We start from the raw sequence: 12,513 nt of genomic DNA on the forward strand, positions 1-12,513 counted from the left end.
CTGTGGAGAAATCCGCCGGAGCCAAGGTAACGGGCGGCACGCTCAATCAACACGGCAGTCTGATGGTGCAGGCCGAGCGAGTGGGCGCGGACACGATGCTGGCGCAGATCGTCCAGCTTGTCGGGCAGGCGCAGCGCAGTCGTGCGCCGATCCAGGCACTGGCGGACAAAGTGGCGGCCTGGTTTGTGCCTGCGGTGCTGGTCGCGGCGGCGGTGACCTTTGGACTGTGGTTGTGGCTCGGACCGGAGCCTTCACTGGCGTATGCCATTGCGAATGCCGTCGCTGTTTTGATCATCGCCTGTCCCTGTGCGCTCGGGCTTGCCACGCCGATGAGCGTGATGGTCGGCATCGGTCGTGGGGCGAAGATGGGCGTGCTTATTCGTCAGGCGGAGGCCATCGAGAAACTGGCCGCACTGAACACGCTGGCCGTGGACAAGACCGGCACGCTCACGCTCGGCAAACCCGAAGTCACCGAGGTTCTTCTCTCGCCGCAAAGCCAGCTCAGCATCGACGACGCGCTGCGTTTCGCGGCGGCCTTGGAGCGTCATAGCGAGCATCCGCTGGCCTATGCCGTCATCCAGGCAGCGGAGAAAAAGAAGCTCGCTTTGCCAGACGTGCCCGACTTCCAAGCCACGCCCGCTGCGGGTGTCAGCGGCATGGTCGATGGCAAAGCGGTGATGGTCGGCAAGGCCGACTTCCTGCGCGAACAAGGCATCGAAAATCTCGCCGCACTCGAAGCACTCGCGACATCGCATCAAAGCGAAGGCAAGTCGGCCATCTTCCTTGCCGTGGATCGTCAGGCGGCAGCCGTCATCGTCGTCAGCGATCCCATCAAGCCAACCACTCCCGAAGCTCTCGCTCAACTTCGCGCACTCGGCATCTCAGTCGTCATGCTCACGGGCGACAACGAACGTACGGCGAAGCGCATCGCGAGCACACTTGGCATCGAGCGCTTTCACGCCGGTGTCACGCCGCAGGAGAAGCACACTTTCATCACCCAGATGAAGAAGCCTGGAGTGGTCGTCGGCATGGCGGGTGATGGCATCAATGACGCACCTGCTTTGGCCGAAGCCGATGTCGGCATCGCGATGGGCACCGGCACGGACATTGCGATGGAGACAGCGCCCGTCACGCTCGTGCGCGGTGATCTGCGCGGCATCGTCCACGCCATCCAGCTTGGCCGCGCGATGATGCGGAACATCCGGCAGAACCTGCTCTTCGCCTTCCTCTACAACGCGCTCGGCATCCCCATCGCGGCTGGCATTTTGTATCCCTGGCTCGGCGTTCTGCTCAGCCCGATGATCGCCGGTGCGGCGATGAGTCTGAGTTCCGTGTCGGTCATCGCGAATGCACTGCGGTTGCGCAACTTCCGCCCCTAGGACGCGTTACGCTGAGTCATGAAAGCCATTCTTTTTGCCCTGCTGCTCATCACCCATTTCGCGGAAGCGGAGGTGCGGGTGGAGTCGGTGCCTGAGGGTGGCATTCAGCCGCAGATGCTCGTGGATGCGAAGAGCGAGGTGCATCTCGTCTATCTCAAGGGCGACCCAAAGGCTTGTGACATTCGCTACACGCATCGCGCTTCAACCGAGGCGAGCTGGGCGGAGCCGATCACGGTGAATTCTATTCCGAGATCTGCCATCGCCGTCGGCACCATCCGTGGCGCACAACTGGCACTGGGTCGCGGCGGCAGTGTGCAGGTCGTGTGGAATGGCGTGCCGGAGAAGACCGGCGAAAAGCAGCATCGCTCGGCTCTGTATCATGCGCGGATGACGGCAGGTGCAGGGCAGTTTGAAAAACAACGCGACTGGCTCGGCGATACGGTGGCGCTGGACGGCGGAGCCTCGATCGCGGCGAATTCAGACGGGCGTGTCTGTCTCGTCTGGCACGCGGCCACGGAGCCTGGATTGCGCGAAGGAGCGCGTTTCGTTTTCGTGCGTGAGTCACAGGATGATGGCACGACTTTTTCCGAGCCCAAGCTGCTGAACAAAGAACAGCCCGGTGTCTGTCCGTGCTGCTCATTGCGTGCGCATCTGGATGCGAAAGGAACGCTGCATGTGCTTTATCGTGCGGCGATGAAACCTGATGAGCGAGGCATCGCCATGATCCGCCAACCTCTAGGTGGTGCTGCCAAGATCACGCGGTTGGATGACTGGCGCATCGCCATGTGCCCAATGAGCAGCATCAGCATGAACGAAGTCGCTGGCACCCTGCGTGTCGCGTGGGAGAACGATGGCCGCATCGTGACTGGCGCGCTTGGCGGCGACTTGGAAAAGCTTGGCCCGCCAGGAGCCAAGCATCCTTCTTTGGTCACGAATGGTCAGGGTTCCACGCTGATCGCCTGCATCACCGGTTCAGGCTGGATGAAGGCCGGGCAACTGCACTGGGAACTGCGTGATGCAGCGGGCAAAGTCACCGGAACGGGTGAAGGCGGGAAGCTGCCCGTGTGGAGTTTCGCGGCAGCTTACGCTTTGCTTGATGGCAGCTTCGTGATCCTCCGCTGATCAGCGGTTTTGGAATTCCCCGCCACCGCTCTGCTTGAAGTACTCGTCACGGAGTCGGCGGAGTTCTTGCAGACGTGACATGGTGTCGGAGGTGTTCTGTACTTTCTGCTGCTGCTGGGCGCGGACGAAGTGATTGTTCGTGCCGAGATTACGCCAGGGTCCGGGCGGCACTTCGCTGACATCCACGAAGCGCCAGTCACACTTGCTCATGCTGCGCAGGCCGAGGTAATCACGAATGGCGGGGGAGATGTCGATGCCTGCGCCGTTGTTGCTGGTGTTTTTTGGGCGGGAGCTGCCAAAGACGTATTCGTGGTCGTCCGTGAGGAAGGGGCCGCAGTCCTCCCATTGAGCGTAGCAGACGCGGTTGCCGTATCGGATGGCCAGCCACTGGCCCTGAAGTACGCTTTTGCCGGAGCGCTTGAACTTTTCTTTGAACCAAGGGATGACCTTCGAGGCTTCTGACTTGTGCGAGTTGTAATCAAGGCAGTCGTTGTAAGGCAGAGCGATGTAGAAAGGATTCAGTCCGGGAGTGAAGCCAAGCGGGCAGAAGTTCGAGCCGCGCTTTGCTGGATCGGGGTCATCGTAACCGCCGAAGTTCTTTGCCCACTCCGTATCCCAGGAGCTTTTGTCATTGGGCGTGGGATTGTTTTCCGTCGGTTGCTCACCCACCCAAAAGACCGTGGCCGTGATGTCGGTCTTCCATGGATACCGCGCATATCCCATGCGCGGCATGGTGGGGGAAGTCACGCGAGGAACCGTGACGGATGGCACTGCGGCGGTGAGCGGGGTCTTTCCCTGAGTGGCAGCAGCAGCTCCCGTGGCACTGACTTTCGGCAGAGACTGCGCCATGCCAATACTCCCCAGTGCCAAGCACAAGGCTGGCAGCAATGCTGAGAAGCATGGGGTGGAGAGTGGCTTCATGCTTTCCGGGGGGGAGGGACGGGAAGTTTACCCTCATGGGGCAGGGGCAGGCAATTCTAAAAATGATGGAAGGCATTCAAAAAGCCTGTTCGTCTGACGGGTGCGGCAGGAGTTTGGTACGCGTAGTGGGACACCGGAAAGTAAAAAGTTTTTCCATTGTTTGAACCGATCTCCTCACCCCCGGTCTGACATTTCAGGTCGCTTTTCACGAGATTCGTCCTGAGCCATTTGCCTTCTTTCGCCCGGGAGCTTGAGAAGAACAAAACTCAAGACAAGAACCGCAGCGGGCCGGGATGACGCAATCCCGGCCCGTTCTGTTTTCAGGCGGCTTCGCCGTAAAGGCGCTCAATCATCCCAACGCACTTCGGCCCGGGCAAAGCCCCGGTTTCCATCTGGTTCATGGTGTAGGCGAAGCTGATTTGATTCTCTGGATCGGCGAATGCCAGACAACCGCCGGCTCCCGGATGACCGAAGGCTTTCAACGACGGCCCGTAATGCTGGCGCAGTTTTCCTGGCGGTAGGTCAGGGTTGGTTTGAAGCGGATCTTTCATGACCCCGGCACCAAAAGAAATGGGCGTGCATAGCACCAGATCCTCCTGCTCGGAGAGCGTCTCACCCAGCAGCCGCGTCACTGCGGCAGGCACGATCTCTCGCCCGTTCCAAGTGCCGCCCTGAGCGAGCATGGCGTAAAATTTCCCCAGCCCACTGGCGCTGCCCACGCCACCCATGCTGGCGTAGCCATGCTGCCACGTTCCAGGTTGATTGAAGTCCTGAACGGCATTCAGACCGAGCGGAGAGGCAAAAGTTCGCTGAGTGATGCTACCCGCTGTGCTGAAGGCTTTGAGGAATGGCCGGTCACCATCGGCGATGCTGATTTTCCCCGGATAGACGGTGGCCACCCGCTCATGCTGCGCCGTGGGCAGGCCAATCCAGAAATCCAGCCCGAGCTGGCTGCCGATCATCTCACGGAAATACTCGCCGAGTGAGTCCACCCCCGTGATGCGGCGGACGATCTCGTCCATGAGAAAGCCGAAGGTGCGCGCGTGATAGCCCTGGTTCATCCCCGGTTCCCAGAGCGGGCGCTGGCGTTCCAGCGCCTCCACCACGGCTTCGTAGTTCATGATCGAGACGCGCTCGTCGAGGGCGCACAACCCCGCCGTGTGGGAAAAGAGATGGGCAAAGCTCATCTCGCCTTTTCCTGCGCCGACAAACTCCGGCCAGATTTCACCCACCGGGCAATCGAGCGGCAGTTTCGCCTCATCCAAAGCCATCAGCGCACAGACCGCAGCGGGACCTTTCGTGGCGGACCACACCGGCACGAGGGTGTTGTTTGACCAGGCTCGTGTCCGGGCGCGGTCGGAATGGCCCGAACTCAGCGCGAGTATCTCCGCCCCGTTTTGCCAAATGGAGACGGATGCACCCAGCTCCCCGCGTTCGCGGAAATTGTCCTCGAACCATGAGGTGACGGCGGCGAGGTGACTGGACGTGGGCTTGTGCATCAAAAAGGAATCGAAGATCAAATCGTCTCCAGCTTCTGGCGCAGGGAGAGGAGGTCGGGGTCCTTGCGGGCATCGCGGCGGAGGTCGCCATCCATTTCGAAGGACTGCTTCAGCACTTGGAGCGCCTTTTCCTCCTGCCCGAGGCGGGCCAGATAGCAGCCCACATTGTAATAGTACACCGGTTTTGTTCGCAGCGCCGCCGGGCCACTGGCCAGAAGATCCAGCGCCGCCTCCGTGCGGCCCAGCTCATGCAGGCAAAAAGCTGCGTGGATGAATCCGCCCGGCTCATCCGGTTCAGTGCGGCAGAGTTCCTGAGCCAACCCCAGTGCCTCCGCCCAGCGGTGGTCGTTCATGTGACAGAGCACATTCAGCTCCATCACGTCGGGGCGCTCATGCACCTCAGGCGGCAGGTGTGAAAGTTCGCCCCGGGCCTCTTCATGGAGGCCGAGTTCCACATAGCCCTGTGCGGCCACAATGCGGCGATCCCACTCGTTCATGGTGCGTTCTCTGCTTTCACCCCCATGTGAACAGCATAGCCGCACCCGCGACAAGCCCTTTGTCACCGCCCTCGCCGCTTGCGTCCCGCTCATCTACCGCTACCATCGCGCCCCATTTATGGCCCTCGCAAAAGCCCCCACGCCGAATCCCGCCGCCGTCCCCGTGAATCAGAAGCTCACTGCTGATGATAAAATCGAGATGTATCGCAAGATGGTCCGCATCCGCCGATTCGAGCAGGTGTCCCTCCAGCATTACCAGGCCGGACGCATGGGCGGCTTCCTCCATCTTTATATCGGCCAGGAGTCCGTCGCCGTCGGCTGCGCCTCACTGCTGGGTGAAAATGACCACATGATCACCGCCTACCGCGACCACGGCCACGCCCTCGCCGTCGGCATGGGCATGAACGAGTGCATGGCGGAGCTTTTTGGCAAAGCCACCGGCTGCTCGAAGGGCAAAGGAGGCTCCATGCACTACTTCGCCCCCGAGAAAAACTACTGGGGCGGCCACGGCATCGTCGCCGGCCAGACTCCGCTCGGACTTGGTCTCGCCTACGGCCTGAAATATCGCGGCCTCAAAGGCGCCGCCCTCTGCTTCCTCGGCGATGGTGCCGTGAACCAGGGAGCCTTCCATGAATCCCTGAACCTCGCCGAACTCTGGGATCTTCCCGTCATCTACGTCATCGAAAACAACGGCTATTCCATGGGCACCAGCCAGGAGCGCAGCTCGGCCTTCGGTCAATGCCTCGCCCAGCGCGCTGAAGGTTACGGCATGGCCTGGGATCACTTCATGGGAGAGGACCTCTACGAAGTCCGCGCCCGCGTCGGCCAGGCCCTGGATCGTGCTCACAACGAGAGCAAGCCCAGCATCATCGAGATCTCCACCTACCGCTGGGAAGGCCACTCCGTCGCTGATGCGAACAAGCTCAAGTACCGTACCAAGGAAGAAGTCGAACGCTTCCAGAAAGAGCACGACCCCATCCAGGTCTGGAAAGCCACCCTCATCGCCGAAGGCGTCGCCACCGAAGCCGAGCTCAAGAAGATCGACCGCGAAGCCCAGGCCGAAGCCGAAGCCTCCGCTGACTTCGCCAAAGCCAGCCCCTATCCCGAGCCCGAGTCCATCTTCGAAGACGTGTATTGGGAAGTCGATAACAAGACCGAAGCCGGCCAGACTGGCCGCCACTTCTTCAACGACTGAGCCTGACGCACTGGCGCGGCCGACATCGTCATTCGTTCATTCGGGTTTCGTCATTCCCCACCGCCATGCCCTCGCTCGCCGACCTCACCGCCCATCTCAACACCACGCTCCGCATCGCGGAGCTGCCGGACTACTCCAATGCAGTGAACGGGCTCCAGCTCGAAAACCGCAACGGGCAGGTCACCCGCATCGCCGCCGCAGTGGACGCCACGCTGCCCGTCGTCAAAAAGGCCATCGCTGCCGGCGCGGACTTTCTCATCGTCCATCACGGCATGTTTTGGAGCGGGCTCCAGCCATGGACGGGCGGCACCTTTGAGCGCATGAAGCTCGCTCTGGAAAACAACCTCGCCATCTACAGCGCACATCTGCCGCTGGATGTGCACCCTACGCTGGGAAACAACGCCTGCATCGCCAAAGCCATGCAACTCACGCCGAACGGCGGCTTCCTCGACTACAAAGGCATGTCCGTCGGTGTCACCTGCGAGGCCGAACTGTCGCTCGATGACGTGCTCGCCCGCTTCACCACGGCTCTCGATGGTGGTCGCATCCATGTCTGTGCCGGCGGACCACGAATCACGAAAAAGATCGGCATCTCCTCCGGCGGTTCCGGGTCCGAGATCGCTGCAGCGGCCAAAGCGGGAATCGATACCTTCATAACCGGCGAAGGCCCGCACTGGAGCTACACTCTCGCCGAAGAACTCGGCATCAACGTCCTCTACGGAGGTCACTACGCCACCGAGACCTTCGGCGTGAAGGCGCTGGCGCAGCATGTGCAGGAGCAGTTCGGCCTGCCCTGGAGTTTTGTGGATCATCCGACTGGGCTGTGAGCCATGCCTCGCGGTTTCCTCAAGCCCGACTTCTTCCAGCGCGATGTCCTCACCGTCGCGCATGACTTGATTGGCGTGGAACTGGAGTGGCAGGGCTGCTCCGGCATCATCGTGGAGACAGAAGCCTATGCCGCGGAAGGAGATGCCGCCTGCCACACAGCATCCCGGCCAAGCGCGCGCGACTTTGTGCAAAAGCAGCCACCCGGCACCGCCTACGTGTACCTGAACTACGGCATGTACTGGCTCTTCAATCTGCTCGTCAAAGGAGGTGATCGAGATGGCCTCATCCTCATCCGGGCATTGGAGCCGCGTCGGGGGATCGAGGCCATGCAGCAACGGCGTAACAAACAAAAGCCGCACGAACTCTGCTCCGGTCCCGGCAAACTCGGCAGGGCTCTCGGCATCACCGGCGAGCATCACGGCACGATCATGGCGGGCCGTGGCAAACCCGCCGCCTGTGGTTTGCGTGCCGCTTCAGACACAACACATGTGGTCACGGACATCCGCGTCGGTATCAGCCAGGCCGCGGATTTCCCCTGGCGATTCCTCGCTGCCGATCATCCGCACGTCAGCGTGCCACAAGGGAAAGTGAAGGTGCCGTCGTAGAACGAGTTTTAAACTCGTACACTGGTGCCGCGGGTTTGTAACCCGCCGGTGGGTTTTCAATTCCCTTGAGACATCGAGATGAAATCTCGCTGCACCAGCCTGCGAGTTAAAAACGCGTTTTACTCCTCAATCTTCACCGCCTCACCGTTCTCATCCACGCGCCAGCCGAGGTCTGCGAGCACGTTGTCCACGGTTTGCAGATGTTTGATGGGCAGCCGTTTCCGCTGATACTTGCGGAAGAGCACATCACGCAGCGCCAGCCAGTTTTCCACGGTTGGCGACATCGGCATCCAGGCCTCGCCATCCGGGTGGGCCAGGCGGAAAAGCCATTCGCGGGAGTTCCAGTGGGCGCGGATGTATTGCTTCCGCCCGTCTTCCAAGCGTTCGTGCCATTCGTGGATTTGGTTTTTGGTCATTGAGAGCGCGCAGGATGCGCTAGCTTGCCGCCGATGCAACCCGCCATCACCCCACCTGTCTCCGCGCTGCCAAAGCTGCTCCTCTACCTCCTCGCTGTCATGCTCGGCGGGGCGCTGCTCTCTGCACCGCTTTTTGAGCTGGGGCAGAGCACCCTCGCGTGGCTGAAAAGCTCACCCATGGGTGAAAGCGGCGTCGGGCAGTGGCTCACCAAAGAAATCAACCGCGCCCACCTCACGCGCTACTTCAACCGCGCCGTCCTCGTCTGCGCCATCGTCTTCATCTGGCCCTTCCTGCGCAGCGTTCAGTTGGATCGCAGCCTGTTGCCGAGCTGGAAGCCCTTCGCGTCCGGCCTACGCCAGTGGCTGCTCGGCTTTGCGCTCGCCGCCGGGTTGCTTTTGATCATGGGCTTCGTCTTTTTTCAGCTCGGCGCTTATCGCCTCCGCCCCGAGCCGGGCTGGATGAAGCTCAGCGAGCCCATCACCGCATCCCTGGGGGCTAGCATCGTCGAGGAGTTCTTCTTCCGCGCCCTGCTGCTCGGCCTCTTGCTTCGCACCATGACCACGCGCGCAGCGGTGCTTTGGGCTACCTTCATCTTCGCCATCGTGCATTTCATGAAGCCGCCGGAGGGCTGGCAGATCGCCGATGATCAGGTCGTCTGGCACAGCGGCTTCGCCGTGCTGGCGCAAATCGCTCGCGGGTTTGGCGACATCGACTTCCTGCTCGCCGAGTTTGCCACGCTCTTCGCCGTCGGCTGGGTGCTCACCCAGGCGCGGATGCAAACTGGCTCACTCTGGGCTGGCATAGGACTGCACGGCGGCTGGGTCTTTGGATTGAAATGGTTCAGCGGACTCATGTTATACCAGAAGAGCTGGCTCCCCTGGATCGGCCCGAATCTGAAAATCGGCCTCATTCCGTTGGTCATGGTACTGATCACCGGCTGGCTGGCGCTGCGTCTGCTTCCCCGACAAGAGCGCTGACAATTCATTTGCAGGCTGCGCCGAGTCTGGAATCATGCACGCTTTGCAGCCCTCAATGCCTGAGTGGCGGAATTGGTAGACGCGCCAGACTTAGGATCTGGTTGGGAAACTAGTGCAGGTTCGAGTCCTGTCTCAGGCACCACTCCTTGATTTTCAAGGAGTTATGACTCATGCGAAAACTCGGATTTTCGAGTGAAAATTCTGCGGCTGTGCACCGGCTGTGCATCTGTAGCGACCAAAACACGCCCCGGCAGACGCTCGAGGCCCGCGCATTGGCGAGATTTCCCCGGCCTCCAAATCCATTCCAGAGGCTCCTATCTGATCCCTCTGCCCTTCGTCCGCTCCGGTGTTCCTACTTTGTCAGGAGGTGGGCGGGTGATGCAATAGACCGCTCCAACTGCTCCACAGCGCGCTGATCTGCTTTTGTGATACCTCAGCGCCCGTTGCCACTTCTGCGCTCATCATGCCCCAGAGTCGTAGAAGCTCGCCAGCGCCCACAGAGACGCCCACAGAGACGTTGACTACCTCAGCCCTGCACTTGGCTCTCCCCTGGCGTTATCCAGCGCCATCATGGCTATCTCTCATCTCATCCCCTGGCACTCGACAAAAAAAGAAAAAGGGGGCGGCCCGGCTTTGTGGCTCTTCAATGCGCTTCTGAAAATCAGAAAAAGAAAATCGTCGGTGCTGGATTGCGTAGCAACTCCGGCACCTCATTAAAGACTTCCATTTCATGCTTCCATTACCACTACCATTATAGTGGGGCGGTCTGTGGGGTAGCCTGTGGGGCGGTCTGTGAGTTTGTCGCATGGTTGCAGAGGGGGTTTGGAGCTGTTTTCCGACATCGTCGGCAAACTTCACTGCTGGAGTCGTGCTCGACTTCGTTTCGCTGGGCAGTCTAACTTCAGCGACCATCAGCAAACTGTGGATAGCGCGGTTGGCCTCCGTTCGGCTACCGATCGGCTACCGTTCGGTCTCTGCTGATTATCAAATGACTATCAAATGATTATCAAATGACTATCAGGTCCAACCTCAGGTCCACCATCATTCGATAATCACTTGCTCTGCATCCGTCGAGACAACTCCGCCTGTGCCTCCTGTTTGGCTCTCAGCTTGCCCTTGTAGCCTCCGGCCCGTTTGCCCATCTGCGCATCTGCCCACGCGATCAACTGAGTATCACTGACACCGTAGCCATAGGCGACTGGCTTCCATGCCTCCTTGCCATTCTTGCCCCTGACTCTCGGCGTGTAGCTCATCATCATATCGCCAGCACGGATACGCCTAGCACGCGCTCGGATCACATCGCGGCTGAAGGGCTTCACACCATCCTCTCGGAGTGGGAGACACCGCTCCATGTCAGTCTCAGTGAGATAGCCAAGGCTCCGGCATTGGATCTCCGGCCACGTCACAAAGGCCATTCCCCGCTCGTTCTTGGGCTTCTTGGGATCGTCGCCCACCTTTGACTTGATGGCGCATAAGACCGCGAAAAGATCCCACGTCAGCGGGCCATTATGCTTCCATCCGCAGGCGGGAAAGTAAGCCCGCCAAAACCATTCAAGCGGCAGCATCACAGAGCATCTTTTATCGCCCCGTCTGCCGCATCGCTCATCCATCACGGCCATGAATCGCTCAAGCTTTGCGTGACTTTCCAGACATTCCTTCGTGAGGATTTTTTTATTGTTCGCGCGTAGAATCTCACAGCCCAGCGCCCACGCCTGCCCATCTTCATAGCTCCACGGTCCATCCGGCTCCTCCAGCTTCTCCAGTCTGCCGGGATTCTCGATCTCGAATTTCTCCACAGCATCGCGCCCCGTTTGAATCACTGCCCAGCGGAGAAGTGTTTGCATCCTCTCTCTCTGATCACGCCCATAGGCCAGCGCCCACAGCGTGAATTTCACATAGTTTTCGTTCATCGCTCGTCATGCCTCCATATCACAGCGCGGCCTTGCGCGGCACCGTTGGCGATGGCATGATGGAGCTACCATACTGCATCATGTCAAAGCCCGGCAGCGCCGCCAAGGTGCGCCGGGTTTTGCGTTTCTGTTCTAAGTTAAAATGATAGTTAGACCGCCGCCGCCCTTCTTTTTTTCTGGCGGTATGTCAGCGGCTTCAGATGCAGGCGGAAAGCTCGCCCACTCATGCAGCACATTGATCAAGCATTCCTGCTCCTTGATCTCCGCCTGCAAATCTGGGATTACCTCCACGCCAACAGCCCGCCGCAGAGACTCAATTAGTCCCGGCAGTTCCTCCGCCTGAAAGTAGAGTGCGGGTTCCTTGTCCAGCCCTCGCATGATGCTAGAGGTCTGATCCTGCATGATCACCAGATGCCCGCCCGCGCTCCAGCAGCATTCAAATCCCAGCGGCTTTTCATCGTGTCTCATAGCGCGCCATCCCTCTCGAATCGTTCGACTTCTGCCGCCGTGATCCTGACCAAACGCCCCAGCCTCAACGGCTTGATTCGCCCCTCTCTGATCCAACGTCTGCACGTGACCGGATGTGCGCCAAAGCGGTGTGCGATTTCCGCCACGGTGTAGTGACTCACGCTCTCTTTTGCTAAGGTAGATTCATTCATAGGCGCTCATGATTGGTTCTTCAAAACACATTGGCAATTTCTGGTAGTGAAGTGCGATGAAGTTTGACGCAAGATTGCTTCATCAAAACGCATTGGCAAGGTCCGCTCCAGATTGCCCCGCCAATGTATTCTGACTGATTCTGACTGATTCTGACTGATTCTGGCGATGCTCTAATATGGCAAAACGTTAGGCGCGATTATCCATCCCAATGTATAAAATTTTGCGAGGCTGAATCCATTGAGAGGCGAGCGGGATCTGCACACCGCGCTCCCCCGCCCCCGGCATCTTGATCATGCCGACATCGTGCCGGGATTCTTGGCGGGCTTCGCCACGGGCGTAGTCACCGGTTCCGGCACCGGGAAGGCGATCACCTTCCCCGGCTCCGCCACATCGCCCAGCAAAGCGCCCAGCCCTGCCGTGATCGTCCGCCGCTTGTCCGCATAGTGCCGCGCCGTCGTGTGATCTCACTGGGGCGGTAGCCTTGACAGGCATTGTAGGGTGGG

At 60.0% G+C, this 12,513-nt stretch carries 14 protein-coding genes and 1 tRNA gene; 8 read left to right on the forward strand and 7 right to left on the reverse strand.

Translation table 11 applies throughout. From position 1 onward, the window contains the following. Together AC6FTP_RS03035 and AC6FTP_RS03040 are read left to right on the forward strand one after the other, a co-directional pair. The coding region (locus AC6FTP_RS03035; RefSeq protein WP_497205423.1) for a heavy metal translocating P-type ATPase at window positions 1-1,379 on the forward strand (1,379 nt) is incomplete at its 5' end. 18 nt (window positions 1,380-1,397) lie between these two features. Beyond that, window positions 1,398-2,501 carry a hypothetical protein gene (locus AC6FTP_RS03040; protein WP_497205424.1) on the forward strand — a complete coding sequence of 368 codons (1,104 nt, stop codon included), beginning with the start codon at window positions 1,398-1,400 and terminating at the stop codon, window positions 2,499-2,501. On the opposite strand, the gene AC6FTP_RS03045 is transcribed toward AC6FTP_RS03040, so the two are convergent. The 3 genes from AC6FTP_RS03045 to AC6FTP_RS03055 form a co-directional block, all read right to left on the reverse strand. Continuing rightward, window positions 2,502-3,422 (reverse strand): hypothetical protein, encoded by a 921-nt coding sequence (locus tag AC6FTP_RS03045; RefSeq protein ID WP_497205425.1) that lies wholly within the window; start codon window positions 3,420-3,422, stop codon window positions 2,502-2,504. Window positions 3,423-3,742: 320 nt separating this feature from the next. Continuing rightward, a complete protein-coding gene (locus AC6FTP_RS03050; RefSeq protein ID WP_497205426.1) occupies window positions 3,743-4,921 on the reverse strand; it encodes a serine hydrolase domain-containing protein in 1,179 nt (392 codons plus the stop codon). 17 nt (window positions 4,922-4,938) lie between these two features. Continuing rightward, a complete protein-coding gene (locus AC6FTP_RS03055; protein WP_497205427.1) occupies window positions 4,939-5,418 on the reverse strand; it encodes a TPR end-of-group domain-containing protein in 480 nt (159 codons plus the stop codon). 118 nt (window positions 5,419-5,536) lie between these two features. Here AC6FTP_RS03055 and pdhA point away from each other — a divergent pair, with 118 nt between their 5' ends. From pdhA to AC6FTP_RS03070, 3 genes are all read left to right on the forward strand, one after another. Then, window positions 5,537-6,613: a pyruvate dehydrogenase (acetyl-transferring) E1 component subunit alpha gene (gene pdhA, locus AC6FTP_RS03060; protein WP_497205498.1), complete on the forward strand. Its 1,077-nt coding sequence runs from the start codon at window positions 5,537-5,539 to the stop codon at window positions 6,611-6,613. Between the two features lie 65 nt (window positions 6,614-6,678). Next, entirely contained in the window at window positions 6,679-7,440 is a 762-nt protein-coding gene (locus AC6FTP_RS03065; RefSeq protein WP_497205428.1) for a Nif3-like dinuclear metal center hexameric protein, read from the forward strand. Window positions 7,441-7,443: 3 nt separating this feature from the next. After that, window positions 7,444-8,046, forward strand: coding sequence for a DNA-3-methyladenine glycosylase (locus AC6FTP_RS03070; protein WP_497205429.1), 603 nt, complete (start codon window positions 7,444-7,446; stop codon window positions 8,044-8,046). Between the two features lie 119 nt (window positions 8,047-8,165). On the opposite strand, the gene AC6FTP_RS03075 is transcribed toward AC6FTP_RS03070, so the two are convergent. Beyond that, window positions 8,166-8,462 (reverse strand): hypothetical protein, encoded by a 297-nt coding sequence (locus AC6FTP_RS03075; RefSeq protein WP_497205430.1) that lies wholly within the window; start codon window positions 8,460-8,462, stop codon window positions 8,166-8,168. 33 nt (window positions 8,463-8,495) lie between these two features. On the opposite strand from AC6FTP_RS03075, the gene AC6FTP_RS03080 reads away from it, so the two are divergent. Together AC6FTP_RS03080 and AC6FTP_RS03085 are read left to right on the forward strand one after the other, a co-directional pair. After that, window positions 8,496-9,440, forward strand: coding sequence for a CPBP family glutamic-type intramembrane protease (locus AC6FTP_RS03080; RefSeq protein ID WP_497205431.1), 945 nt, complete (start codon window positions 8,496-8,498; stop codon window positions 9,438-9,440). Window positions 9,441-9,497: 57 nt separating this feature from the next. Continuing rightward, window positions 9,498-9,582, forward strand: a tRNA-Leu gene (locus tag AC6FTP_RS03085). A 910-nt stretch (window positions 9,583-10,492) separates the two neighbouring features. Here the strand turns inward: AC6FTP_RS03085 and AC6FTP_RS03090 are convergent. The 3 genes from AC6FTP_RS03090 to AC6FTP_RS03100 all read right to left on the reverse strand — a co-directional run bounded on the left by AC6FTP_RS03090 (window position 10,493) and on the right by AC6FTP_RS03100 (window position 12,009). Next, window positions 10,493-11,284, reverse strand: coding sequence for a hypothetical protein (locus tag AC6FTP_RS03090; protein ID WP_497205432.1), 792 nt, complete (start codon window positions 11,282-11,284; stop codon window positions 10,493-10,495). Between the two features lie 198 nt (window positions 11,285-11,482). After that, window positions 11,483-11,818, reverse strand: coding sequence for a hypothetical protein (locus tag AC6FTP_RS03095; protein ID WP_497205433.1), 336 nt, complete (start codon window positions 11,816-11,818; stop codon window positions 11,483-11,485). Then, window positions 11,815-12,009, reverse strand: a complete 195-nt coding sequence (locus AC6FTP_RS03100) for a helix-turn-helix domain-containing protein (RefSeq protein ID WP_497205434.1) — start codon at window positions 12,007-12,009, stop codon at window positions 11,815-11,817. The genes AC6FTP_RS03095 and AC6FTP_RS03100 overlap by 4 nt, the downstream gene beginning before the upstream one ends. A 304-nt stretch (window positions 12,010-12,313) precedes the next feature. Here AC6FTP_RS03100 and AC6FTP_RS03105 point away from each other — a divergent pair, with 304 nt between their 5' ends. Beyond that, the gene (locus tag AC6FTP_RS03105) at window positions 12,314-12,454 is read left to right on the forward strand and encodes a hypothetical protein (protein ID WP_497205435.1); all 141 of its coding nucleotides are present in this window, start codon (window positions 12,314-12,316) and stop codon (window positions 12,452-12,454) included. Window positions 12,455-12,513: the final 59 nt, after the last annotated feature.

The sequence above is a fragment of the Prosthecobacter sp. genome, assembly GCF_044378005.1.
Classification (GTDB): domain Bacteria; phylum Verrucomicrobiota; class Verrucomicrobiia; order Verrucomicrobiales; family Verrucomicrobiaceae; genus Prosthecobacter.

Bases quoted from the DNA above. Each gene is read 5' to 3' on its own strand.
- AC6FTP_RS03040 (WP_497205424.1), top strand. From the start codon at position 1,398: ATGAAAGCCATTCTTTTTGCCCTGCTGCTCATCACCCATTTCGCGGAA.
- AC6FTP_RS03045 (WP_497205425.1), bottom strand. From the start codon at position 3,422: ATGAAGCCACTCTCCACCCCATGCTTCTCAGCATTGCTGCCAGCCTTG.
- AC6FTP_RS03050 (WP_497205426.1), bottom strand. From the start codon at position 4,921: ATGCACAAGCCCACGTCCAGTCACCTCGCCGCCGTCACCTCATGGTTC.
- AC6FTP_RS03055 (WP_497205427.1), bottom strand. From the start codon at position 5,418: ATGAACGAGTGGGATCGCCGCATTGTGGCCGCACAGGGCTATGTGGAA.
- pdhA (WP_497205498.1), top strand. From the start codon at position 5,537: ATGGCCCTCGCAAAAGCCCCCACGCCGAATCCCGCCGCCGTCCCCGTG.
- AC6FTP_RS03065 (WP_497205428.1), top strand. From the start codon at position 6,679: ATGCCCTCGCTCGCCGACCTCACCGCCCATCTCAACACCACGCTCCGC.
- AC6FTP_RS03070 (WP_497205429.1), top strand. From the start codon at position 7,444: ATGCCTCGCGGTTTCCTCAAGCCCGACTTCTTCCAGCGCGATGTCCTC.
- AC6FTP_RS03075 (WP_497205430.1), bottom strand. From the start codon at position 8,462: ATGACCAAAAACCAAATCCACGAATGGCACGAACGCTTGGAAGACGGG.
- AC6FTP_RS03080 (WP_497205431.1), top strand. From the start codon at position 8,496: ATGCAACCCGCCATCACCCCACCTGTCTCCGCGCTGCCAAAGCTGCTC.
- AC6FTP_RS03090 (WP_497205432.1), bottom strand. From the start codon at position 11,284: ATGCAAACACTTCTCCGCTGGGCAGTGATTCAAACGGGGCGCGATGCT.
- AC6FTP_RS03095 (WP_497205433.1), bottom strand. From the start codon at position 11,818: ATGAGACACGATGAAAAGCCGCTGGGATTTGAATGCTGCTGGAGCGCG.
- AC6FTP_RS03100 (WP_497205434.1), bottom strand. From the start codon at position 12,009: ATGAATGAATCTACCTTAGCAAAAGAGAGCGTGAGTCACTACACCGTG.